The organism is Kitasatospora sp. NPDC086801, assembly GCF_044745805.1.
Lineage (GTDB): Bacteria > Actinomycetota > Actinomycetes > Streptomycetales > Streptomycetaceae > Kitasatospora.
Genome location: NZ_JBIVAX010000003.1, coordinates 148,734 through 170,848, shown reverse-complemented (window position 1 = coordinate 170,848; position 22,115 = coordinate 148,734). Strand labels below are relative to the sequence as shown.

The 22,115-nt window shown below is 72.3% G+C and carries 19 protein-coding genes and 1 riboswitch; of the genes, 13 read left to right on the top strand and 6 right to left on the bottom strand.

Annotated elements, in window-relative coordinates:
* Nucleotides 1-262 precede the first annotated feature (262 nt).
* The gene (locus tag ACIPLC_RS05955; RefSeq protein WP_400471469.1) at nt 263-1,249 is read left to right on the top strand and encodes a DMT family transporter; all 987 of its coding nucleotides are present in this window, start codon (nt 263-265) and stop codon (nt 1,247-1,249) included.
* A gap of 113 nt (nt 1,250-1,362) precedes the next feature.
* Here ACIPLC_RS05955 and ACIPLC_RS05950 read toward each other — a convergent pair whose 3' ends face one another.
* A complete protein-coding gene (locus tag ACIPLC_RS05950) occupies nt 1,363-2,106 on the bottom strand; it encodes a TetR/AcrR family transcriptional regulator (RefSeq protein ID WP_400471468.1) in 744 nt (247 codons plus the stop codon).
* Between the two features lie 140 nt (nt 2,107-2,246).
* On the opposite strand from ACIPLC_RS05950, the gene ACIPLC_RS05945 reads away from it, so the two are divergent.
* The gene (locus ACIPLC_RS05945) at nt 2,247-2,849 is read left to right on the top strand and encodes an NADPH-dependent FMN reductase (protein ID WP_400471466.1); all 603 of its coding nucleotides are present in this window, start codon (nt 2,247-2,249) and stop codon (nt 2,847-2,849) included.
* Between the two features lie 31 nt (nt 2,850-2,880).
* Complete coding sequence (locus tag ACIPLC_RS05940; RefSeq protein ID WP_400471464.1) at nt 2,881-4,437, top strand: MDR family MFS transporter; 1,557 nt, start codon at nt 2,881-2,883, stop codon at nt 4,435-4,437.
* A gap of 144 nt (nt 4,438-4,581) precedes the next feature.
* Here ACIPLC_RS05940 and ACIPLC_RS05935 read toward each other — a convergent pair whose 3' ends face one another.
* From ACIPLC_RS05935 to gcvT, 4 genes are all read right to left on the bottom strand, one after another.
* Nucleotides 4,582-5,949 carry an L-serine ammonia-lyase gene (locus ACIPLC_RS05935; protein ID WP_400471462.1) on the bottom strand — a complete coding sequence of 456 codons (1,368 nt, stop codon included), beginning with the start codon at nt 5,947-5,949 and terminating at the stop codon, nt 4,582-4,584.
* 157 nt (nt 5,950-6,106) lie between these two features.
* Nucleotides 6,107-7,375, bottom strand: a complete 1,269-nt coding sequence (gene glyA / locus ACIPLC_RS05930; protein WP_400471460.1) for a serine hydroxymethyltransferase — start codon at nt 7,373-7,375, stop codon at nt 6,107-6,109.
* Nucleotides 7,376-7,468: 93 nt separating this feature from the next.
* Nucleotides 7,469-7,843 carry a glycine cleavage system protein GcvH gene (gene gcvH, locus ACIPLC_RS05925; RefSeq protein WP_350884663.1) on the bottom strand — a complete coding sequence of 125 codons (375 nt, stop codon included), beginning with the start codon at nt 7,841-7,843 and terminating at the stop codon, nt 7,469-7,471.
* Between the two features lie 111 nt (nt 7,844-7,954).
* Nucleotides 7,955-9,076, bottom strand: a complete 1,122-nt coding sequence (gene gcvT / locus ACIPLC_RS05920) for a glycine cleavage system aminomethyltransferase GcvT (protein WP_400471458.1) — start codon at nt 9,074-9,076, stop codon at nt 7,955-7,957.
* A 231-nt stretch (nt 9,077-9,307) separates the two neighbouring features.
* Nucleotides 9,308-9,413: riboswitch (glycine riboswitch) on the bottom strand.
* A gap of 186 nt (nt 9,414-9,599) precedes the next feature.
* On the opposite strand from gcvT, the gene ACIPLC_RS05915 reads away from it, so the two are divergent.
* The 8 genes from ACIPLC_RS05915 to ACIPLC_RS05880 all read left to right on the top strand — a co-directional run bounded on the left by ACIPLC_RS05915 (nt 9,600) and on the right by ACIPLC_RS05880 (nt 18,751).
* Nucleotides 9,600-10,469 carry an enhanced serine sensitivity protein SseB C-terminal domain-containing protein gene (locus ACIPLC_RS05915; protein ID WP_400471456.1) on the top strand — a complete coding sequence of 290 codons (870 nt, stop codon included), beginning with the start codon at nt 9,600-9,602 and terminating at the stop codon, nt 10,467-10,469.
* A 117-nt stretch (nt 10,470-10,586) separates the two neighbouring features.
* Complete coding sequence (locus tag ACIPLC_RS05910; protein ID WP_400471455.1) at nt 10,587-11,510, top strand: enhanced serine sensitivity protein SseB C-terminal domain-containing protein; 924 nt, start codon at nt 10,587-10,589, stop codon at nt 11,508-11,510.
* A 441-nt stretch (nt 11,511-11,951) separates the two neighbouring features.
* On the top strand, nt 11,952-12,941 hold the full coding sequence (locus ACIPLC_RS05905) for an ABC transporter permease (RefSeq protein ID WP_400471454.1): 990 nt from the start codon (nt 11,952-11,954) through the stop codon (nt 12,939-12,941).
* A 52-nt stretch (nt 12,942-12,993) separates the two neighbouring features.
* On the top strand, nt 12,994-14,772 hold the full coding sequence (locus ACIPLC_RS05900) for an ABC transporter substrate-binding protein (RefSeq protein ID WP_400471452.1): 1,779 nt from the start codon (nt 12,994-12,996) through the stop codon (nt 14,770-14,772).
* 100 nt (nt 14,773-14,872) lie between these two features.
* Nucleotides 14,873-15,883, top strand: coding sequence for an ABC transporter permease (locus tag ACIPLC_RS05895; protein ID WP_400471450.1), 1,011 nt, complete (start codon nt 14,873-14,875; stop codon nt 15,881-15,883).
* The gene (locus ACIPLC_RS05890; protein ID WP_400471448.1) at nt 15,880-16,950 is read left to right on the top strand and encodes an ABC transporter ATP-binding protein; all 1,071 of its coding nucleotides are present in this window, start codon (nt 15,880-15,882) and stop codon (nt 16,948-16,950) included. Before ACIPLC_RS05895 ends, ACIPLC_RS05890 begins: the two co-directional genes overlap by 4 nt.
* Before the next feature lie 34 nt (nt 16,951-16,984).
* Nucleotides 16,985-18,046 (top strand): ABC transporter ATP-binding protein, encoded by a 1,062-nt coding sequence (locus tag ACIPLC_RS05885; protein WP_400471446.1) that lies wholly within the window; start codon nt 16,985-16,987, stop codon nt 18,044-18,046.
* A 45-nt stretch (nt 18,047-18,091) separates the two neighbouring features.
* On the top strand, nt 18,092-18,751 hold the full coding sequence (locus tag ACIPLC_RS05880; protein WP_400471444.1) for a trimeric intracellular cation channel family protein: 660 nt from the start codon (nt 18,092-18,094) through the stop codon (nt 18,749-18,751).
* On the opposite strand, the gene ACIPLC_RS05875 is transcribed toward ACIPLC_RS05880, so the two are convergent.
* Complete coding sequence (locus tag ACIPLC_RS05875) at nt 18,657-19,445, bottom strand: IclR family transcriptional regulator (RefSeq protein WP_400471442.1); 789 nt, start codon at nt 19,443-19,445, stop codon at nt 18,657-18,659. The genes ACIPLC_RS05880 and ACIPLC_RS05875 overlap by 95 nt on opposite strands.
* A gap of 292 nt (nt 19,446-19,737) precedes the next feature.
* Here ACIPLC_RS05875 and ACIPLC_RS05870 point away from each other — a divergent pair, with 292 nt between their 5' ends.
* Together ACIPLC_RS05870 and mnmA are read left to right on the top strand one after the other, a co-directional pair.
* Nucleotides 19,738-20,919, top strand: coding sequence for a cysteine desulfurase family protein (locus ACIPLC_RS05870; RefSeq protein WP_400471440.1), 1,182 nt, complete (start codon nt 19,738-19,740; stop codon nt 20,917-20,919).
* Between the two features lie 52 nt (nt 20,920-20,971).
* Nucleotides 20,972-22,108 carry a tRNA 2-thiouridine(34) synthase MnmA gene (gene mnmA / locus ACIPLC_RS05865; RefSeq protein ID WP_400471438.1) on the top strand — a complete coding sequence of 379 codons (1,137 nt, stop codon included), beginning with the start codon at nt 20,972-20,974 and terminating at the stop codon, nt 22,106-22,108.
* Nucleotides 22,109-22,115 lie beyond the last annotated feature (7 nt).

The following is a 22,115-nucleotide window of genomic DNA, read 5'->3' as shown; positions in this document are numbered from 1 at the left end:
CGATCAGCCGGGTGGGAGGGACTCCAGGGCCCCCTTCCGCGACCGGGCGCGGACGCTGTTCTCCCGGCCTGGGTAGCATCGGGCCCGTGAACCTGTACTGGCGCGTCGTGCTGCCACCGCTCAGCGCCTGATCGGGCGCACACACCGGTGACTTGATCCCCGCACTCCCTGGTGAGGCCGCTCCGGCCGCCAGGGGGTTGACGTGTGTGCTCGTTGCGAAACCAGTTCCCCTGACGGTCTTCGACGACGGAAGTTCACGACTGTGCCGAACCGCACCTCCGGGCCGAACCGCACCTCCGGGCCGAACCGCACCTCCACGCCCGCGCCCACCCGGCCGACCCCCGCCGCCCGCCGCACCGGCCCCCTCGGCGGGCCGGTCCCGATCCTGATCGCCGCACTGCTGTGGGGCACCACCGGGACCGCCAGTTCCCTCGCGCCCGACGGCGCCCCTTCGGCGGGCATCGGCGCCGCCGCGCTGGTCCTCGGGGGCCTCCTCCTCTTCCTCTCCACCCGCAGCGCCCGCGCGCTGCCCCGGGCCTGCGGCCGCCGGGAGCGGTGGCAACTCGTCGTCGGCGCGGTCGCGGTGGTCGGCTACCCGGTCACCTTCTACCCGGCGGTGGCCCGCACCGGGGTGGCGGTGGCCACCGTGATCGCGCTGGGCAGCGCCCCCGTCTTCACCGGCCTGCTCGGCTGGCTCACCCGGCAGGGGCGGCCGAGCGGCCGGTGGGCCGGTGCCACGGCGACGGCGGTCGCCGGCTGCGCCGTCCTGGTGCTGGGCCCCGAACTCACCGGCGGCGGTGCGGCGGTGGACGTCGTGGGGGTGGCGCTGGCCGCGCTCTCCGGCCTCTCGTACGCCGCGTACTCGCTCATCGGCGGGAAACTCATCACGCGCGGGCACCCGTCCGCCGGGGTGATGGGGGCGATGTTCGGCGCGGCCGGGCTGCTCGTCCTGCCGGTGCTGTTCCTCGGTGACCTGCGGTGGCTCGCCTCGCCGCGCGGCGCGGCGGTGGTGCTCCACCTCGCCGTGATCACCACCTTCCTCGCCTACCGCCTCTTCGGCCACGGTCTGCGCCGCACCTCCGCCCAGACCGCCACCACCCTCACCCTCGCCGAGCCCGCCGTCGCCGCCCTCCTCGGCGTCGCCGTCCTCGGCGAACGCCTCCCCGCCGCCTCCTGGTGCGGCCTCGCCATCCTCGCCGCAGGCCTCGCCGCCCTCGCCCTTCCCGCCAACCCCCGCCGCCGGCGCTGACCCGGCCGCCTGCGCGGGAAGTCGGCTGGGTCGACTTCCTGCGCATGGAGGGGGCATGGAGGCGCGGGGAATGTAGACCGGTCTACATAATTTCCTCTGCCTGAGGGCTGCGCTCAGATGTTGAGGTGGGTGGCGATGCCGGTGAGGACGCAGTCGAGGCCGGTTTCGAACTGCCAGGTGGGGTCGTCCTTGCGGGTGGCCTCGTGGAGGTAGTGCTGGTAGCTGGGGTAGCGGCCGGTGCCCATGAGGAAGGACATGCGGGAGGCGAGGCCGGCGCGGGTTTCGTCGCCGTCGGACCAGCCGTGGTCGCGTTGGAGGGTGTGCAGGGCGATCTCGGCGGCGACGGAGCCCTGGACGTAGCCGATGACGGTGCGGAAGACCGCCATGGTGGTGTCGGCGTCCAGGCCGTGGTCGGCGAGGGCGGCGAAGGCGCGTTCGGGGATGGCGAGCTGGTTGGGGGTGAGGGGGAGGGCGGCGGCCCGGACGATCCACGGGTGGGCCAGGTTCATGGCGCGCAGGTGGAGGGCCAGCGTGTGCATGGTGTCGCGCCAGCCGGTGGCGGGGGCGTCCAGGGGGAGTTCGCCGTAGACGAAGTCGACCATCAGGTCGATGAGTTCGTCCTTGCCGGAGACGTACCGGTAGGCGGCCATCGGGGCGACGCCGAGGGTGGTGGCGAGCCGCCGCATGGTGACGGCGTCGAGGCCCTCGGCGTCGGCGATCGCGACCGCGGCCTCGGCGATCCGGTGCGGGGTGAGGGTGGTGCGCGGCGCGGGGGCCGGGCGGGCGAGGCGCTCCCAGAGCGAGGCCTGGGGCTTGGCCTGGTCGTCGTCCCCGGTGGGGGCCTGCTGGGTGGGCATGGCGGCGGGCTCCTTGCGGCTGGGGTCCTCTCACCGTATCACCGGCGTGTACGGCGTATCGGAAGTGGACGGCGTACGCGCCGGTGTGTACGTTGTATCCAACAGATACGGTGTACGCATCGTCCCGGAGGGGGATAGCCATGTCCACGGACATCGCGGAGAAGGGCCTGCAGGTCGCGGTCATCGTCGGCAGCACCAGGAGCGGCCGGTTCGCGCCGGTCGTCGCCGACTGGCTGCTCGGCCATCTCGGCGCGCGCGGAGACATGACCGCCGACCTGATCGACCTGGTCGAGACCCCGCTGCCGACCACCTTCCCGTCCTTCGGTGGCGAACTGGAGCCGGGGGCCGCCGAGTTGCTCGCCGCCGTCACGCCCCGCCTGGAGGCGGCCGACGCCTTCGTGGTCGTCACGCCTGAGTACAACCACAGCTTCCCGGCCCCGCTGAAGAACGCCATCGACTGGCACAACGGCCAGTGGCACGGCAAGCCGATCGGCTTCGTCTCCTACGGCGGCCTCTCCGGCGGTCTGCGCGCCGTCGAGCAACTGCGGGTGGTCCTGGCCGAGGTGAACGCCATGACGATTCGCAACACGGTCAGCTTCCACGGCGCCGCCCAGTGCTTCGACGCCGACGGCAAGCCGAAGGACCCGGCCGCGGACGCCGCCGCCAAGACCATGCTCGACCAACTCGCCTGGTGGGCCGAGGCGTTGCGCGAGGCCCGGCGCGTCCGCCCGTTCGTGGCCTGATCCGCTCCGGCGACCGGGAGGCGGACGAACGATGGAGACGGTACCGGTCGAGGAGCGCCCCAAGCCGCCGCTGCTCGGCATCGTCGGGCTGATGCTCGGCATCTTCCTCTCGGCCCTCGACGGGCAGATCATCGGCACCGCGCTGCCGACCATCGTCGGCGACCTCGGCGGGCTGGACCACCTCTCCTGGGTGGTCACCGCCTACCTGCTCACCTCCGCCGCCGCCACCCCGCTCTGGGGCAGGCTCGGCGACCTGTACGGGCGCAAGGGTGCGTACCAGTGGGCGGTGCTGGTGTTCCTGGTCGGCTCGGTGCTGTCCGGACTGTCGCAGAACATGGGCGAGTTGATCGCGTTCCGGGCGGTCCAGGGAGTCGGCGCCGGCGGGCTGATGGTCGGTGCGCTCTCGGTGATCGGGGTGCTCCTCCCGGCCGGCGACCGGGGGCGGGTGCAGTCGGTGATCGGGGTGTTGATGCCGATCGCCTTCGTCGGCGGGCCGCTGCTCGGCGGCTTCCTCACCGACCGGCTGAGCTGGCGCTGGGCGTTCTACGTCAACCTGCCGGTGGGCCTGTTCGCGCTGGCGGCGGTCGGCCTCGGCGTCCGGCTGCGGACGGAACGCGTCCGCGCGCCGTTCGACTGGGCCGGGGTGGTCCTGCTGACCACCGGCATCCTCGCCCTCACCCTGATCGGCAGCTGGGGCGGCGTCACCTACTCCTGGACCTCGCCCCGGATCCTCGGCGCGGCGGTCGTCGCGGCGGCGGCGCTCGCCTGGTTCGCCCGGGTGGAGCGGCGCGCGCCCGGACCGCTGATCCCGCCCGCCCTGTTCCGCGACCGCAACTTCACGGTCGCCCAGATCCTCGGCTTCCTCACCGGCGCGGTGATGCTCGCCCTGGTCGGCTACCTGCCGCAGTACCTGCAGTTCGTCCAGGGCGCCTCACCGACCACCGGCGGCCTGCTCCTGCTGCCGCTGATGCTCGGCATGATGGGCGCCCAACTCCTCACCGCCCGGTTGATGGGCGAGCCGGGCGGCGAGCGGCGCTACCCGTTGATCGGCGGCGTCCTGGCGCTCGTCGGCGCGGCGCTGCTGCTGCTCCTCGACACCGACACCCCGACGGCCGTGGCCTCCGGGCTCACCGCCGTCGCCGGGATCGGGATCGGCCTGCTGATGCAGAGCACCATGCTGACCTCGATGGGCGCCGTCCGGCCCCGGGACATGGGCGCCGCGATGGGGGTGGTCACCCTGCTCCGCAGCATCGGCGGCTCGCTCGGCATGGCGGCGTTCGGCGCCGTCTACACGGCCCGGATGACGGACGTCCTCACCGAGCGGCTCGGCGCCGACCAGGGCGCCCGGCTGACCGGCGGCGGCGAACTCACCCCCGCCGCGCTCACCGGGCTGCCGGCCGGGGTCCGGGACGCGGTGGGGGAGGCGGTCACCGGCGGCCTGCACGGCGCCGTGGCCGGCGGGGTGGTCCTGGCCGTCGCCGCCATCGCCGTCGCCTGCCTGGCCCGCCCGAACCCGCGGCCGAACCCAGCCGAGGCTGCGGACCAGGGGTCCCGGGACGGCGCGTCGACCACGGCGCCGGCGGGCTGAACCTCGCCCGCCGCTGCGAGGGCGCGCCGGGTCGTCTCGGGCCGGGCGCCCCGCAGCGCCGAAGCCCCTCGCAGCGCCGAAGCCCCCCGCGCCGAGAGCCCCTGGACGGGTCCCGTCCAGGGGCTCAGGCGACAGCGGGCGTGATCAGCACTCGATGACGTTGACGGCGAGGCCGCCGCGCGAGGTCTCCTTGTACTTGATCTTCATGTCGGCGCCGGTCTCCTTCATCGTCTTGATCGCCTTGTCGAGCGAGACGTGGTGCCGGCCGTCGCCGCGCAGCGCCATCCGGGCGGCGGTGACGGCCTTGACGGAGGCCATGCCGTTGCGCTCGATGCAGGGGATCTGGACGAGGCCGCCGACCGGGTCGCAGGTGAGGCCGAGGTTGTGCTCGATGCCGATCTCGGCGGCGTTCTCGACCTGTTCGGGGGTGCCGCCGAGGACCTCGGCGAGGCCGCCGGCGGCCATCGAGCAGGCGGAGCCGACCTCGCCCTGGCAGCCGACCTCGGCGCCGGAGATGGAGGCGTTCTCCTTGAAGAGCATGCCGATGGCGCCGGCCGCGAGGAGGAAGCGGACGATGCCGTCCTCGTCGGCGCCCGGGATGAAGTTCAGGTAGTAGTGCAGGACGGCGGGGATGATCCCGGCCGCGCCGTTGGTCGGCGCGGTGACCACCCGCCGGCCGGAGGCGTTCTCCTCGTTGACCGCCATCGCGTAGAGGGTCACCCACTCCATCGCGTTGGCCGGGCCGATGCCCTCGGCGCGCATCGCGCGGGCGGCGGCGGCGGCGCGGCGGCGGACCTTGAGGCCGCCGGGCAGGATGCCCTCGCGGGACATGCCGGCCCGCACGCACTCCTGCATGACCTGCCAGATCTCCAGCAGCCCGGTCCGGATCTCCTCCTCGGAGCGCCAGGCCTTCTCGTTCTCCAGCATCAGGCCGGAGATCGACAGCCCGGTCTCCCGGGTGAGCCGCAGCAGCTCCTCGCCGGTGCGGAAGGGGTAGCGCAGCGCGGTGTCGTCGGGCTTGACCCGGTCCGCGCCGATGGCGTCCTCGTCGACGACGAAGCCGCCGCCGACCGAGTAGTAGGTCTTCTCCAGCAGCGTGGAGCCGTCCGCCGCGCACGCCCAGATGGTCATGCCGTTGGCGTGGTACGGCAGCGAGCGGCGGCGGTGCAGGACCAGCTGGGTGCCCGGGTCGAAGTCGATGGGGTGGGTGCCGAGCAGGTTGAGCCGCTTCTCGGTGGTGATCCGCTCGACGTCCTTGTCCGCCTGGTCGACGTCGACCGTGCGGGGGGAGTTGTTCTCCAGGCCGAGCAGGACGGCCTTCGGGGTGCCGTGGCCGTGGCCGGTGGCGCCCAGCGAGCCGTACAGCTCGGCGCGCACGCTCGCCACCGAGGCGAGCAGGTCCTCGGACCGCAGGCGCCGCGCGAACATCCGGGCGGCGCGCATCGGGCCGACGGTGTGGGAGCTCGATGGGCCGATGCCGATGGAGAAGAGGTCGAAGACGCTGAGGGCCACGGGGGACGTCCTTGTCTGTCTCGTGGAAGGACTGGCGGGCGGGGGACGACACGGGTCGGGGCACCGCGCGCACTGTCCAGTGTGCGCGGTGCCCCGGGATCCCAGGTGCCGCGGCGGGGTGACGCCGGTCACCCCGCCCGAACGATCACCGGAGTGATCAGAGGTTCGGGTAGAGCGGGTACTTCTCGGCCAGCGCGGTGACGCGGGCCTTGAGCGCGGTGGCGGTGTCCTCGTCGAAGGCAGGCTTGAGCGCCTCGGCGATGATGTCGGCGACCTCGCGGAAGTCCTCGGCCTGGAAGCCGCGGGTGGCGAGCGCCGGGGTGCCGATGCGCAGGCCGGAGGTGACCATCGGCGGGCGCGGGTCGTTCGGGACGGCGTTGCGGTTGACCGTGATGCCGACCTCGTGCAGGCGGTCCTCGGCCTGCTGGCCGTCGAGCTGGCTGTTGCGCAGGTCGACCAGGACCAGGTGCACGTCGGTGCCGCCGGACAGCACCGAGACGCCGGCCTCGGTGACGTCGGCCTGGAGCAGGCGCTCGGCGAGGATCTTGGCGCCGTCCAGGGTGCGCTGCTGGCGCTCCTTGAACTCCTCGGACGCGGCGACCTTGAAGGCGACGGCCTTGCCGGCGATCACGTGCTCCAGCGGGCCGCCCTGCTGGCCGGGGAACACCGCGGAGTTGATCTTCTTGGCGTACTCGGCCTTGGAGAGGATGACGCCGCCGCGCGGGCCGCCCAGGGTCTTGTGGGTGGTGGTGGTGACCACGTCCGCGTACGGCACCGGGTTGGGGTGCAGACCGGCGGCGACCAGGCCGGCGAAGTGCGCCATGTCCACCATCAGCAGCGCGCCGACCTCGTCGGCGACCCGGCGGAACGCGGCGAAGTCCAGCTGGCGCGGGTAGGCGGACCAGCCGGCGATGATCAGCTTCGGCTGGTGCTCCTTGGCCAGGCGCTCGACCTCGGCCATGTCGACCTGGCCGGTCTTCTCGTCCACGTGGTAGGCGGCCACGGTGTAGAGCTTGCCGGAAAAGTTGATCTTCATGCCGTGGGTCAGGTGACCGCCGTGGGCCAGGTCCAGGCCCAGGATGGTGTCACCCGGCTTGATCAGCGCGAACATCGCGGCGGCGTTGGCCTGCGCGCCCGAGTGCGGCTGGACGTTGGCGTGCTCGGCGCCGAACAGGGCCTTGATGCGGTCGATCGCGATCTGCTCGACCACGTCGACGTGCTCGCAGCCGCCGTAGTAGCGGCGGCCGGGGTAGCCCTCGGCGTACTTGTTGGTGAGTACCGAGCCCTGGGCCTCCATGACCGCCACCGGGGCGAAGTTCTCGGAGGCGATCATCTCCAGGGTGGTCTGCTGGCGGTGCAGCTCGGCGTCGACCGCGGCGGCGATCTCCGGGTCGAGGGAGTGCAGGGACTGGTTCAGAACCGTCATGGTGTGGTCTTCCCGGGAGGAGAGAGACGGGAGCAGGAGGGGGGAGCCTGGCGGGGCGGGCCGCCGCGCTGCGGCCGCCCCGTCACGAGCGGGTCAGCCGCCGATGAAGGCGGTGTACTCGTCCGCGCTGAGCAGTTCGTCGGTGGACTCCACCTGGACCTTGAACAGCCAGCCGCCCTCGAACGGGGCGCTGTTGACCAGGCTGTTGTCGTCCAGGACGTCCTGGTTGATCTCGACGATCTTCCCGGTCACCGGGGAGAACAGGTCGCTGACCGACTTGGTGGACTCCAGCTCGCCACAGGACTCGCCCGCGGTCACGTCGGCGCCGACCTCGGGCAGCTGCACGTAGACGATGTCACCGAGCGCGTCGGCCGCGTGGGCGGTGATGCCGACCGTGGAGACACCGCCCTCGACGGCGGTCAGCCACTCGTGCTCCTTGGTGTACTGCAGGTGCTGGGGGTTGCTCATGGCGTCATTCTCCAGGATGGGAAGCGGGTACGACGAAGCGGGCCGCCGCACGGACGGCTTCGACGCGGGTCTGTCGGGAAAGCGGGGCCCCGGCGGGCGCGGCCCCCGGCCTCAGCGGGCGCGCTTGTAGAACGGCAGCGCCACGACCTGGACCGGCTCGTGCTTGCCGCGCACGTCCACCGCGACGGCGGTGCCGGGGGCGGCGTGGGCCGCGTCCACGTAGGCGATCGCGATCGGCTTGCCCAGGGTCGGGGACGGGGCGCCCGAGGTGATCCGGCCGATCGGGGCGCCGTCGGCGGAGACCACGGTGTACTCGGCGCGCGGGACGCGCTTGCCCTCGGAGACCAGACCGACCAGCACCCGCGGCGGGTTGGCCTCGGCCTCGGCGGCGGCCCTCTCCAGTGCCTTGCGGCCGACGAAGGCGCCCTCGTTGGTGGTCTTGTCGAAGCGCACGACCCGGCCCAGGCCCGCGTCGAACGGGGTCAGGTCGGTGGAGAGCTCGTGCCCGTACAGCGGCATGCCGGCCTCCAGGCGCAGCGTGTCGCGGCAGGACAGGCCGCACGGGACCAGGCCGTGGCCCTCGCCGGCGGCGGTCAGCGCCTGCCAGACGGCCTCGGCGTCGCCCGGGTTGCAGAAGATCTCGAAGCCGTCCTCGCCGGTGTAGCCGGTCCGGGCGAGCAGCACGTCGCGGCCGGCGACCTGGGCCGGGAGGATCGCGTAGTACTTCAGACCGGGCAGGTCGGCCTCGGTGGTCCCGGCCAGGATCGCGGTGGCCTCCGGGCCCTGGACGGCGATCAGCGCGTAGGTGTCGCGGTCGTCGGTGACGACGGCGTCGAAGCCCTTGGCGCGGGCGATCAGCTCGTCCAGCACCAGCTGGGCGTTGGAGGCGTTGGCGACGACCAGGAAGGCGTCCTCGCGCAGGCGGTAGACGATCAGGTCGTCCAGGATGCCGCCGTCCTCGGCGCAGATCATGGTGTAGCGGGCGCGCAGCACGCCCAGCGCGGAGACGAAGCCGACCAGCGCGTGGTCCAGCATCTCGCCGGCCTGCGGGCCGGTGACGGTGATCTCGCCCATGTGGGAGAGGTCGAACAGCCCGGCCCGGGTGCGGACGGCGAGGTGCTCCTCGCGCTCGCTGCCGTAGCGCAGCGGCATGTCCCAGCCGGCGAAGTCGGTCATGGTCGCGCCGAGGGCGCGGTGCAGCGAGTCGAGCGCGGTGAGGCGGGGGGACGACATGGCCTGGAACTCCTCGGTCGGGGCACTCATGGGTGCACGCGCCGGAACCGGACCCGCACGGGGGCCGACCCTGCGCGCGGGCATGCGGCGGCGTGGGTCTCCCCATCTGTCGTCGAACCTGAGAGCTTCACCGCCCACCTGCCCGAAGCTGTTTCCAGCATCCAGGACAGCGTGGTGGCTTGCACCGTGGGTGGGCGTGCGGCAGGGCCGTGCGCCACTTTCCAGATGTGCCTAACCCGTGCGGTAGGGGGGCCTGAGAGATTCCGGGGAGGAGTTGCTCCTTCGGCGCCGGCTGTGCCGCCTGACGGGGCACTCCGGGCTCTCCCGCGCGGGTTCGAGCGGCCAGTATGGAGTTGTCGGTCCGCCGGCGCGCCGCGCCGTCGAACGCGCACATCATGGCACGTCCGCGCCGACGGCGGGAGAGGGGACCCGGTCACACCGCGCTACCCCGGACGCAGCCCTAGACTGCTGCGCGTCGGCGCAGCAGAGGGCGGCCGACCGGCAGAGGGCGGATCAGGCGCGCATGGGGTACCCGGTGGAGCAGCAGCAGGGGTGGGGCGGGCCGGAGTCGGCGCCGCCGGGCGGCGGGTGGCCGGCCAACGAGCTGGAGCAGGTGCTGACCGCCGCGCTGGGCGACCCGGGGGCGACGCCGCGGGTGATCGAGGTGCTGGCCCGCAGCCAGGTGTGGATCCCGCTGCCGGCCGGGGGTGACCCGCAGGGGCCCGCGCTGGACCTGCCGACCATCGAGCTGGCCGGCGAACCGTACGTACCGGTGTTCTCCTCGCAGGAGGTGTTCCTGCGGCAGGCACCGGGGATGGCCTTCGCGGTGGCGCCGGCCTGGGAGTTCGCCCGCGGGCTGCCGCTGGGCGTGGGCATCGCGGTCAACCCGGAGGCGGCGGTGGGCATCCCGGTGCCGCCGCAGGGCGTGGCGGAGCTGCGGCGCGGCCCGCGCGAGGAGCGCCGGGCGGAGCAGGAGCAGCACCAGCAGGGGCCGCACCAGGGCCAGGGCCAGGGCCAGGGCCAGGGCCAGCACCAGCACCAGGGCCAGGAGGCGCCGACCGGTGGCCGGGTGGCGCTGCGCGAGCCGGTGCCGGGGGAGGATCCGGAGCACTTCCTGGCCGCCTGCCGGGCCGAACTGTCGGCCCTGCCCGGGGTGTTGACCGCCCGCCGGGCGCTCGCCAGCATCGAGGGCGAGCCGACCGTGATGTTCGTGGGCGTCCAGCTGGACCAGGCGGCCCCGGCCGACCCGGGCGCGGTGAACGAGGCGCTCGGCCGCGCGCTGGGAACCGTGCCGCTGCCGGGGGGCGTCCACCTCGTACTGCTCGATCTCGTCGACGACCCGGTGGTCGAGTGGCTGCTCACCCGGGTACCCCCTTTCTACGCGCGGGGTTGAGCGGGGTTCGGATCGAAGGCACGTCGCCGTGGCGGTGGCCGGTGCCGCGCCATAGGGTGCGTGCAGACGGCCGACGGACCGGCAGGGTTGAGGAAAGAGGCGCGGCGAGGTGGGCGCATGAGTGCGGGAGCGGTAGCGGGCGGCGCACCGGGGCCCTGGGGCCAGGCATCCGCCGGGCTCCCCGGAGCGGATCCGGGCGTGCTGGAGCGCGCCCTGCGCGAGGTCGCGCCGGAGCGCTACGAGGCGTACGAGCAACTGCTGCACGCGCTGGCCGACGGCCGGGTCTGGATGCTGCTGTGGCACGGCACGCCGGGCAGCGCGGACGCCCAGTACGGGAACATGGAGATCAGCGGCCACGGCTACGCGCCGGCCGTCACCTCGTCCGAGCAGTTGGCGGCGTCCGGCTGGGCGCGGGCCCACGAGGTCATCTCCGGGCGGGAGATCGCCGCTTCGCTGTACCGGACCCGTTGGGGTCTGTGGCTCAACCCGCACGCGCCCGGCGGCGGGGTCGGTGTGCCCTGGGCGGACCTGCGGCGGGTCGCCGCGGGCCTGGAGCGTCTGCCGGCCGGGCCGTTGAAGCTGAGTGAGCCGCAGGTGAACGCCCAGCCGTTCTTCGCGCTGCTGGAGCGGCAGGCCGGTGAGGTGCGCGCGGTGCGGGCGCTGCGCCGGGCCTGGGTGCAGCCGGCCGTGGGGGAGCCGTACCTGGCGATCGGCCTGGAGCTGTACGAGAGTTCGCCGCCGGCGGTGGAGGCGGTGCGGGCGCTGATGCAGCGGGCGATCGCGGTGGCCCCGGAGGGGCTGGCGGTGTCGACCGTGGCGATGGCGGACGAGTACGACCCGGTGGCGCTGTGGATGCGGGCCCACGCACGCCCGTTCTTCGACCGGGAGGGCGGCCGGCCGCCGACCGGCCCCTATCCGCCGGTGCCGCCCCCGTCGTACCACGCGCAGCAGGGGCCGGGGTACGGCTACGGCACGCAGCCGCCCGCGCAGGGCTGGACCGGGCAGCCGCAGCAGCCGTGGCCCGGATACCCCGGGCGCTGAGCGCCAAAACCTTTCTCACGAAGCCGACTTGATTTCACATCAGGTCGGCTTCGGTGTTTTCCGGACGAACTTCCGGCCGGTACCGTCCGAAATCTTGACATGCCTGTTACAGCCGCGTGAAGAGGGATATACCGAGGATCGGGAGGCGCATGCGTACAGATCACAGTTGGGCATCTGTCGGTTGTCAGGGCTGGCGCAAGCCAGTTCGGATGGCAGAGAGTTCTGCGCAACGCACCGCGCGTACTGGGAACCCCACGAAGGTGAACGCGCACGCCGACCGCCAGAACCACGCGAAGCCCATCCCGCGTTGGGGCAGTACCCGTGCACGACGTACTGCCGCGAACACCCGTTCCAAGCACCTCCGCACGTCCGCAGCCGTACCGCCGAACCGGTGACCGGCGCCCGTGGGCCGGCCACCGTCGGCGAGGGGACCAACTGACCATGACCGCACCCATTGCAACCACCGGGAACGAACCGGGGGCGCCCGCTCCCGCGAGCCCGGCCAAGAAGATCGAGGGCCGCTCCCTCGGCCAGATCGCCTGGACCCGTTTCAAGCGGGACAAGCTCGCCGTCGCCGGCGGCGTCGTGGTGATCCTGCTGATCCTGCTGGCCGTACTGGCCAAGCCCATCGAGGGGCTGTTCGGCCTCGACCCGGACGCCCTGAACCAGGACCTGCTCGACGCCAACCTGGGCGGCATTCCGCTCGGTGACTGGGGCGCGATGAGTTGGGACCACCCGCTCGGCGTCGACCCGCTCCAGGGCCGGGACCTGCTCGCCCGCGTGATCGAGGGCTCCTGGGTCTCGCTGCTGGTCGCCTTCGGCGCGACCCTGCTGTCCAACACGATCGGCACCGTGCTCGGCGTGATGGCCGGCTACTACGGCGGCTGGGTGGACACCCTGATCAGCCGGATCATGGACGTCTTCCTGGCCTTCCCGCTGCTGCTCTTCGCCATCGCGATCTCGACCTCGCTGCAGGGCGGCGCGTTCGGCCTGCACGGCCTCCCGCTGCACATCATGGTGCTGATCTTCGTGATCGGCTTCTTCAACTGGCCCTACATGGGCCGGATCGTGCGCGGACAGACGCTGTCGCTGCGCGAGCGGGAGTTCGTCCACGCGGCCCGCAGCCTGGGCGCCCGCGGCCCGTTCATCCTGTTCAAGGAACTGCTGCCGAACCTGGTCGGTCCGATCCTGGTCTACTCGACCCTGCTGATCCCGACGAACATCCTCTTCGAGGCCGGCCTCAGCTTCCTCGGCGTCGGCATCCAGCCGCCGCAGGCCTCCTGGGGCGGGATCCTCCAGGACGCGATCAGGTACTACCAGGTGGACCCCCAGTACATGGTGGTTCCGGGGCTGGCGATCTTCCTCACCGTGCTCGCCTTCAACCTGCTCGGCGACGGTCTGCGTGACGCCCTGGATCCCAAGAACAACTGACGTCGCGTCAGAGCCCTTCTCCCTCCACATCCTCAAGGGGTTGATCTCACCCATGCGTAGGTCCCGTACCGTCGCCGTGATCGCGACGGCAGCCGCCGCGGTCCTGGTCGTGACCGGCTGTTCGTCCGGCAGCAGCAAGAGCTCCGGCTCGTCCTCCTCCGCCAGCGGCGCCAGCGCCGGTGGCGGCGGCACCGACGCGGCCACCAAGGGCATCGTCAACGCCTCGGACAAGAAGGGCGGGACGGTCACCTACGAGATGAAGGGCGGCCCGGACTCCTTCGACCCGGGCAACACGTACTACGCCTACATCTACAACTTCTCGCGCCTGTACGGGCGTCCGCTGACGACCTTCGCCCCGGGCGCCGGCGCGCAGGGCAACAAGCTGGTCCCGGACCTCGCCGAGAGCCTGGGCAAGGTCAGCGCGGACGGCCTGACCTGGACGTACAAGCTGCGCGCGGGCCTGAAGTACGACGACGGCACCGCGATCAGCTCGAAGGACGTCAAGTACGCCGTCGAGCGCTCCAACTTCGCGCGGGACGTCAACTCCAACGGCCCGACGTACTTCCAGGAGCTGCTGGTCGACAACGCGACGCCGTACCAGGGCCCGTACAAGGACAAGGAAGGGGGTCTGAACTCGATCGAGACGCCGGACGACCAGACCATCGTCTTCCACCTGAAGCAGCCGTTCGCGGACTTCGACTACCTGGTCGGCGCCCCGCAGACGGTCCCGGTCCCGCAGGCCAAGGACGACGGCGCCGGCTACGTGAAGCACGTGGTCTCCTCGGGCTCCTACAAGTTCGAGTCCTACGAGGACGGCAAGCAGCTCACCCTGGTGCCGAACACCAACTGGGACCCGAGCACCGACCCGATCCGCAAGCAGCTCGCGGACAAGATCGTGGTCCGGATGGGCATGGAGCAGTCCACCATCGACAAGGACCTGATCGCCGGCAACGCCCAGGTGGACCTGGTCGGCAGCGGCGTCGACCCGCAGACCCAGGCGCAGATCCTGCAGAACCAGAAGCTCAAGGCGAACACCGACAACGCCTTCGGCGGCCGCCTGGCCTACGTCGCGATCAACACCAAGGTCGCGCCGTTCGACAACCTGGAGTGCCGCAAGGCCGTCCAGTACGCGATCGACAAGGTCTCGGTGCAGACCACGCTCGGCGGCCCGATCCGCGGCCAGATCGCCAACACCGTGCTCCCGCCGGACGTCCCGGGCCACCAGGACTTCAACACCTGGGAGACCAACGGCAGCAAGGGCGACGAGGCCAAGGCCAAGGACGCCCTCAAGGCCTGCAACAAGCCCGACGGCTTCAGCACGGTGATCACCGCCCGCACCGAGCGCGACCCGGAGGTCCAGGCGGCGACCGCGATCCAGGCCGCACTGAAGAAGATCAACATCAACGTCGAGATCCAGAAGTACGCGCAGGGCAAGTACTTCTCGGACGCCGCCGGTGTCCCGCAGTTCACCCAGGACCACAACATCGGTCTGATGATGATGCAGTGGAGCGCCGACTGGCCGACCGGCTACGGCTTCCTGCAGCAGATCGCCGACGGCCGCGCCATCAAGGCCTCCGGCAACAGCAACCTGGCCCAGCTGAACGACCCCGGCATCAACAAGCTGCTCGACGACGCCATCGTCAACCCCGACCAGTCGGCCCGCGAGAAGATCTACGGCGACATCGACAAGAAGATCATGGACCAGGCGGTCTACGTCCCGCTGACCTACTTCAAGGTCTTCCTGTACCGCCCGGACAGCGCCACCAACCTGGTGTCCACCTCGGGCTTCTCGGGTGAGTACGACTACCTGAACATCGGCACCACCAAGTAAAGAGCCTGGCTCCACATCCCTGAAGGCAGGTGAAGGCAGCGGCCGCCCGCCGACGTCCGGCAGATCCCGGACGGCGGCGGGCCGCCGGAGCCGCCCAACTGTGTTTGCCTACATCATCCGCAGGATCTTCGCGGCCGTCGTACTGCTGCTGGTGGTCAGCGCGGTCACCTTCGCGATCTTCTTCCTGCTCCCGCGCATCGCCGGCGAGACCGCCGACCAGCTGGCCACGCAGTACGTCGGGAAGAACCCGTCCCCCGAGGCGATCGCCGCGGTCAAGAAGAACCTCGGGTTCGACCAGCCGCTGTACACCCAGTACTGGCACTTCCTCAAGGGCCTGGTCAGCGGTGCCGAGTACAAGTTCGGCCCGGATCCGGTCACCTGCCGCGTCCCCTGCTTCGGCTACTCCTTCAAGAACCACCTGGAGGTCTGGCCCGAGCTGACCAAGCGCATCCCGATCACCCTCTCGCTCGCCATCGGCGCGGCCGTGCTCTGGCTGGTCTCCGGCGTGGCCACCGGCGTCGTCTCCGCGCTCAAGCCGCGCTCGGTCTTCGACCGGATCGCCATGGGCATCTCCCTCGCCGGCGTCTCGCTGCCGGTCTTCTTCACCGGCGCGCTGCTGCTCACCCTGTTCAGCTACGAGTGGCCGATCCTGGACAACCTCCAGTACGTCGACTTCACCGACGACCCGCTGATGTGGGCCCGCAACCTGATCCTCCCGTGGATCTCGCTGGCCTTCCTCTACTCCGCGCTCTACGCCCGGCTCACCCGCGCCGGAATGCTGGAGACCATGAGCGAGGACTACATCCGCACCGCCCGGGCCAAGGGCCTGGTCGAGCGCAAGGTCGTCACCCGGCACGGACTGCGCGCCGCGCTGACACCCGTCATCACCATCTTCGGCATGGACCTCGGCCTGCTGCTCGGCGGTGCCCTCATCACCGAGCAGGTCTTCTCGCTCCCGGGCGTCGGCCAGTTCGCCGTCCAGGCGATCGCCGACAACGACCTGCCCAAGATCCTCGGCGTCACCCTGCTCGCCGCCTTCTTCATCGTCGCCTGCAACCTCGTGGTCGACCTCCTGTACGCACTCGTCGACCCCCGGGTGAGGCTCTCGTGACCGAGCTCCAGAACACCGCGGAAGCCGCCGCCCGGACCCCGGCCGGCGACCCCTTCCTCTCCGTCCGCGACCTGCGGATCCACTTCGACACCGACGACGGCCTGGTCCGCTCGGTGGACGGGGTCAGCTTCGACCTGCACAAGGGCCGCACCCTCGGCATCGTCGGCGAGTCCGGCTCCGGCAAGTCCGTCACCTCGCTCGGCATCATGGGTCTGCACCGCACCAAGCGGGCCCGGATCACCGGCGAGATCCGGCTGAACGGCGAGGACCTGATCGCGGCCGGCCCCGAGCGGGTGCGCCAACTGCGCGGCCGCGAGATGGCGATGATCTTCCAGGACCCGCTGACCGCGATGCACCCCTACTACACCGTCGGGGCGCAGATCGTCGAGGCGTACCGGGTGCACAACCCCCGGGCGTCCAAGAAGCAGGCCCGGGCCCGCGCGGTCGAGATGCTCGACCGGGTCGGCATCCCGCAGCCCGACCGCCGGGTGGACGACTACCCGCACCAGTTCTCCGGCGGCATGCGCCAGCGCGCCATGATCGCCATGGCCCTGGCCAACGACCCCTCGCTGCTGATCGCCGACGAGCCCACCACCGCCCTGGACGTCACCGTCCAGGCGCAGATCCTGGACCTCATCCGCGACCTCCAGGAGGAGTTCGGCTCGGCCGTCATCATCATCACCCACGACCTCGGGGTGGTCGCCGAACTCGCCGACGACATCCTGGTCATGTACGGCGGCAAGTGCATCGAGCGCGGCCCCGCCGAGACCCTCTTCGATGCGCCCGAACACCCCTACACCTGGGGCCTGTTGGGCTCCATGCCGCGTCTGGACCGCGAACTCCAGGACCGCCTCGTCCCGGTCAAGGGCACCCCGCCCAGCCTGATCAACGTGCCGTCCGGCTGCGCCTTCCACCCGCGCTGCCCGTACGCCGCCCTGACCGACGGACGCTCCACGAGCGAGGTGCCGGTGCTGGTCGAAGCCGCGCCCGGGCACCACGCGGCCTGCCATCTCCCGGCCGCCGAACGGCACCGCATCTTCGCCGAAGAGATCGCGCCCCGGCTGTGAGCCCGGCCTCGTACCACCTTTCTGGAGAGAACCGATGACGGACACTCAGGCGGCCACGACCCCCGCGCCCGCGCCCGCCTCCGACCGGGAGCCGCTGCTCCGGGTGACCGGCCTGACCCGGCACTTCCCGATCCGCGGCGGACTGCTGCGCCGCCAGACCGGCGCGGTGCGGGCCGTCGACGGCATCGACTTCACCGTCAACGCCGGTGAGACGCTCGGCGTCGTCGGCGAGTCCGGCTGCGGCAAGTCGACGATGGGCCGCCTGGTCACCCGGCTCGACGAACCGACCGGCGGGAAGATCGAGTTCGAGGGCACCGACATCACCCACCTGGGCGTCGGCGCGATGCGGCCGCTGCGCCGCGACATCCAGATGATCTTCCAGGACCCGTACTCCTCGCTCAACCCGCGGCACACCGTCGGCACCATCGTCGGCGCGCCGTTCCGGTTGCAGAAGGTGGAGACCGAGGGCGGCACCAAGAAGGCCGTCCAGGAGCTGCTGGAGCTGTGCGGGCTCAGCCCCGAGCACTACAACCGCTACCCGCACGAGTTCTCCGGCGGCCAGCGCCAGCGCATCGGCATCGCCCGGGCGCTCGCCCTCCGGCCGAAGATGATCATCGCGGACGAGCCGGTCTCCGCCCTGGACGTCTCCATCCAGGCCCAGGTGGTCAACCTGCTGGACGACCTCCAGCGCGAGCTCGGCCTGACCTACCTGATCATCGCGCACGACCTCTCGGTGGTCCGGCACGTCTCGGACCGGGTCGCGGTGATGTACCTCGGCAAGATCGTCGAGATCGCCGACCGCGACTCCCTCTACGCGAGCCCGATGCACCCGTACACCAACGCGCTGATGTCCGCGGTGCCGGTGCCCGACCCGCGCCGGCGCCAGCGGGCCGGCCGCGAGCGGATCCTGCTCAAGGGCGACGTCCCCTCGCCGATCAACCCGCCCAGCGGCTGCCGCTTCCGCACCCGCTGCTGGAAGGCCCAGGACGTCTGCGCCAGCCAGGAGCCGCCGCTGACCGCGCTGAAGACCGGGCACCAGGTGGCGTGCCACTTCCCCGAGAATCCGGAGAACGCGGCGGCGGTCGCCACGGCCTGACGCCGGACGTCGGAGGGGGAGGACCACCCGGGTCATAGTTGTCCGGTGACCTCGCAGATCTTCCCCTCCGACGTGCAGCAGACGCTGGACCTCGTCGGCATCTTCGTCTTCGCCCTCTCCGGAGGGCTGCTCGCCGTCCGCAAGAACATGGACATCTTCGGCATCGCGGTGCTGGCCGAGGTCACCGCGCTCGGCGGCGGGGTGATCCGGGACCTGGTGATCGGGGCGACGCCCGTCGCGGCGTTCAGCAACCTCGGCTACTTCCTCACCCCGCTGGGCGCCGCGCTGGTGGTGTTCTTCCTGCACCCCGAGGTCGAGCGGATCAACCGGGCGGTGCAGACCCTGGACGCCCTCGGCCTCGGCCTGTTCTGCGTCACCGGCACCGCCAAGGCGCACGACTACGGGCTCGGCGCGGTGTCGGCCGTCGCGCTCGGCATGGTCACCGCGGCCGGCGGCGGGGTGATCCGCGACGTGCTGGCCGGCGAGATCCCCTCGCTGCTGCGCTGGGACCGGGAGATCTACGCCGTTCCGGCCCTGGTCGGCGCCGCCCTGGTGGCGGTGCTGATCGGTACGGACCGGCTGACCGGGGCCACCGGCACCGCCGCCGCGCTCACCGCCTTCGGGCTGCGGATGCTCGCCCTGAAGTACGGCTGGCGCGCCCCGCGGGCCTGGCACCGCAACGGTTCTCGCACCAGCGAGGAGTAGGCGAGCCGCCGTACGCGAGCGAGATCGCCTCCGCCGTGCAGAGCAGTTCCGGCACCATCCGGGCGAGTTCGGCCGGCGGCACCTGGCTCGCCGGGGCGCTCAGCGCGCAGGCCGCGACCGTCCGGCCGCCGCTGCCCGCCACCGGCGCGGCCACGCAGGTCACCGGCTCCCGGTGCTCGGCCGACTCCGCCGCCCAGCCCCGGCGCCGCACCGCCGCCAGTTCGGCCGGCAGTGCCTCGTCGGGGGTGCCGTCCTCGGGCAGTCCGGCCAGCAGCACCCGGCCGATCGCCGTCCCGCCGGCCGGCGCCCGCCGCCCGATCCGGGACGGCCGCCCGGCGCCCGGCCCGGCCCAGCTGCCGGCCACCTCGTCCAGGTACAGCACCTCGCCGTCCTGGAGCACGGCCAGCTGGACGGTGTAGCCGCAGCGTGCGTTGAGCTCCGCCAGGTACGGCGCGGCGACCTGCCGGACGTCGATCTCCTCCAGCGCCCGGTGGGCCAGCGAGAGCACCCGGCCGCCGAGGCGGTAGCGCAGATCGGGCTGGCGCTGCGCGAAGCCGTGCTCCTCCAGGGTGCGCAGCAGCCGCAGCGCGGTGGACTTGTGCACCCCGATGCTGGTCGCGGCCTGCTCCAGGGTGACCGGCCCGTCGCCGAGCGACCCGAGCAGGGTCAGGGCGCGGTCGACCGACTGCGACATGGCGGCCCGCTCCTGTCCGCGCCGATGGGAAGTGACATGGGAAGTGTCCTGGGAGGTGTCCTGGGAAGTGCCCGCGGGCCGGGCCGGGGGTCCGTCCGTGGGAAGCGTCCGTCAGGCTAACCGCTCGGCCGCGCGGCGGGTCAAACGGGTACCGGACACCGGCGTCCGGTGGCCGCGGGCCCGGGGAGCGGCCCGGGGAGCGGCCCGGTGGCCACCCGGTGACCGCCCGGTGGCCGGATCAGTGCACACACCGGGACGGGTCCCGGGGAGCGCCCTCTACAATCGGATGGTTATGCCATACCTGGACCATGCGGCGACCACGCCGATGCTGCCCGAGGCGATCGCCGCGATGTCGGCGCACCTGGGGGTGGTCGGCAACGCCTCGTCCCTGCACGCGGCCGGCCGCCGGGCCCGCCGGGTGGTCGAGGAGGCCCGCGAGTCGCTGGCCGACTCGTTGGGCGCCCGCCCGAGCGAGATCGTGCTCACCGGCGGGGGCACCGAGTCCGACAACCTCGCCGTCAAGGGCCTGTACTGGGCCCGCCGGGACGCCGACCCGGCCCGCGTCCGGGTGCTGTGCAGCCCGGTCGAGCACCACGCGGTGCTGGACGCGGTGCACTGGCTCTCCGAGCACGAGGGCGCCGAGGTCGAGTACCTGCCGGTCGACCCGCTCGGCCGGGTGCACCCGCAGGCGCTGCGCGAGGCGATCGAGCGCGACCCGGGCTCGGTCGCGCTGGTCACCGTGATGTGGGCCAACAACGAGGTCGGCACCGTCCAGCCGGTGCGCGAACTCGCCGCCGTCGCGGCCGAGTACGGCATCCCGGTGCACGCCGACGCGGTGCAGGCGCTCGGGCAGGTTCCGGTCTCCTTCGCCGGGTCGGGGCTCACCGCGCTCACCGTCACCGGGCACAAGATCGGCGGCCCGTTCGGCATCGGCGCGCTGCTGCTCTCGCGCGGCGCCGCGCCCGTCCCGCTGCTGCACGGCGGCGGCCAGGAGCGCGACGTCCGCTCCGGCACCCTGGACGCGCCCGCCGCCGCCGGCTTCGCCGCCGCCGCGGCCCTCGCGGTCGAGCGCCAGCCCGAGCACGCCGTCGAGCTCGGCGCGCTGCGCGACGAACTGATCGCCGCCGTCCTGGCCACCGTCCCCGACGCGGTGCTCAACGGTGACCCGGCCCCCGAGGGGCGGCTGCCCGCCAACGCGCACTTCTCCTTCCCCGGCTGCGAGGGCGACGCGCTGCTGATGCTGCTCGACGCCCAGGGCATCGAGTGCTCCACCGGCTCGGCCTGCTCGGCCGGGGTGCCGCAACCCAGCCACGTGCTGCTCGCGATGGGCGTCGACCCGCTGCTGGCCCGGGCCTCGCTGCGGTTCTCGCTCGGGCACACCTCGGTGCGCGAGGACGTGACGGCACTGGTCGAGGCGCTCGCCCCGGCCGTCCAGCGGGCCCACAACGCGGGGCTGGCCTCGGTGCGGCGGTAGTTCCTCCGCGCGGCCGGGCATGGAACGGCGGCCACGTACTCTTGTAGTCACCATGACTGACTTCCCGGGTGCCCCGACCGCTCCGTCCACCGGCCGTCTGCGCGTGCTCGCGGCGATGTCCGGCGGCGTCGACTCCGCCGTCGCCGCCGCCCGCGCCGCCGAAGCCGGGCACGAGGTGACGGGCGTCCACCTGGCGCTGTCCGCCAACCCGCAGTCCTTCCGCACGGGCGCGCGCGGCTGCTGCACCATCGAGGACTCCCGGGACGCGCGGCGCGCGGCCGACGTGATCGGCATCCCGTTCTACGTCTGGGACCTCGCCGAACGCTTCCGCGAGGACGTCATCGACGACTTCGTCGCCGAGTACGCGGCCGGGCGGACCCCGAACCCCTGCCTGCGCTGCAACGAGAAGATCAAGTTCGCCGCGCTGCTGGACAAGGCGATCGCGCTCGGCTTCGACGCGGTCTGCACCGGCCACTACGCCCGGATCGTCGACCTGCCGTCCGGGGAGCGCCAGCTCCACCGCGCGGTGGACGCCGCCAAGGACCAGTCCTACGTGCTCGGCGTGCTCGACGCCGACCAGCTCGCCCACTCCCTCTTCCCGCTCGGCGACACCACCAAGGACGTCATCCGCGAGGAGGCCGAGCGCCGGGGCCTGGCCGTCGCCAAGAAGCCGGACAGCCACGACATCTGCTTCATCGCCGACGGCGACACCCAGGGCTTCCTGGCCAAGCACCTCGGCACCGCCACCGGCGACATCCTCGACGCCGACGGCACCAAGCTCGGCGAGCACGACGGCGCGTACGGCTTCACCATCGGCCAGCGCAAGGGCCTGCGGATCGGCCGCCCGGCGGCGGACGGCAAGCCCCGCTACGTCCTCGACATCTCGCCGGTGAACAACACCGTCACCGTCGGCCCGCTGGAGGGCCTGGACGTCACCGGGCTCACCGCGATCCGGCCGCGCTGGTGCGGCACCGAGCCGCTCGCCGACGGCCGCTACACCGCCCAGCTGCGCGCCCACGGCGAGGAGGTGCCGGTGAGCGCGTCGGTCGTGGACGGCGAGCTGCGGGTGCAGTTGGACAGCCCGGTGCGCGGCATCGCCCCCGGCCAGGCCGTGGTGCTGTACGACGGCACCCGGGTGGTCGGCTCGGCCACCATCGCCAGCACCGAGCGCCCGGCGGTCCGGGCGTAGTCCGGCT

Excerpts from the sequence above, each read along its gene's own strand:
- ACIPLC_RS05950 (WP_400471468.1), bottom strand. The coding sequence starts at position 2,106 with ATGCCCACCCAGCAGGCCCCCACCGGGGACGACGACCAGGCCAAGCCC.
- ACIPLC_RS05945 (WP_400471466.1), top strand. The coding sequence starts at position 2,247 with ATGTCCACGGACATCGCGGAGAAGGGCCTGCAGGTCGCGGTCATCGTC.
- ACIPLC_RS05940 (WP_400471464.1), top strand. The coding sequence starts at position 2,881 with ATGGAGACGGTACCGGTCGAGGAGCGCCCCAAGCCGCCGCTGCTCGGC.
- glyA (WP_400471460.1), bottom strand. The coding sequence starts at position 7,375 with ATGACGGTTCTGAACCAGTCCCTGCACTCCCTCGACCCGGAGATCGCC.
- gcvH (WP_350884663.1), bottom strand. The coding sequence starts at position 7,843 with ATGAGCAACCCCCAGCACCTGCAGTACACCAAGGAGCACGAGTGGCTG.
- gcvT (WP_400471458.1), bottom strand. The coding sequence starts at position 9,076 with ATGTCGTCCCCCCGCCTCACCGCGCTCGACTCGCTGCACCGCGCCCTC.
- ACIPLC_RS05915 (WP_400471456.1), top strand. The coding sequence starts at position 9,600 with ATGGGGTACCCGGTGGAGCAGCAGCAGGGGTGGGGCGGGCCGGAGTCG.
- ACIPLC_RS05910 (WP_400471455.1), top strand. The coding sequence starts at position 10,587 with ATGAGTGCGGGAGCGGTAGCGGGCGGCGCACCGGGGCCCTGGGGCCAG.
- ACIPLC_RS05905 (WP_400471454.1), top strand. The coding sequence starts at position 11,952 with ATGACCGCACCCATTGCAACCACCGGGAACGAACCGGGGGCGCCCGCT.
- ACIPLC_RS05900 (WP_400471452.1), top strand. The coding sequence starts at position 12,994 with ATGCGTAGGTCCCGTACCGTCGCCGTGATCGCGACGGCAGCCGCCGCG.
- ACIPLC_RS05885 (WP_400471446.1), top strand. The coding sequence starts at position 16,985 with ATGACGGACACTCAGGCGGCCACGACCCCCGCGCCCGCGCCCGCCTCC.
- ACIPLC_RS05875 (WP_400471442.1), bottom strand. The coding sequence starts at position 19,445 with ATGTCGCAGTCGGTCGACCGCGCCCTGACCCTGCTCGGGTCGCTCGGC.
- ACIPLC_RS05870 (WP_400471440.1), top strand. The coding sequence starts at position 19,738 with ATGCCATACCTGGACCATGCGGCGACCACGCCGATGCTGCCCGAGGCG.
- mnmA (WP_400471438.1), top strand. The coding sequence starts at position 20,972 with ATGACTGACTTCCCGGGTGCCCCGACCGCTCCGTCCACCGGCCGTCTG.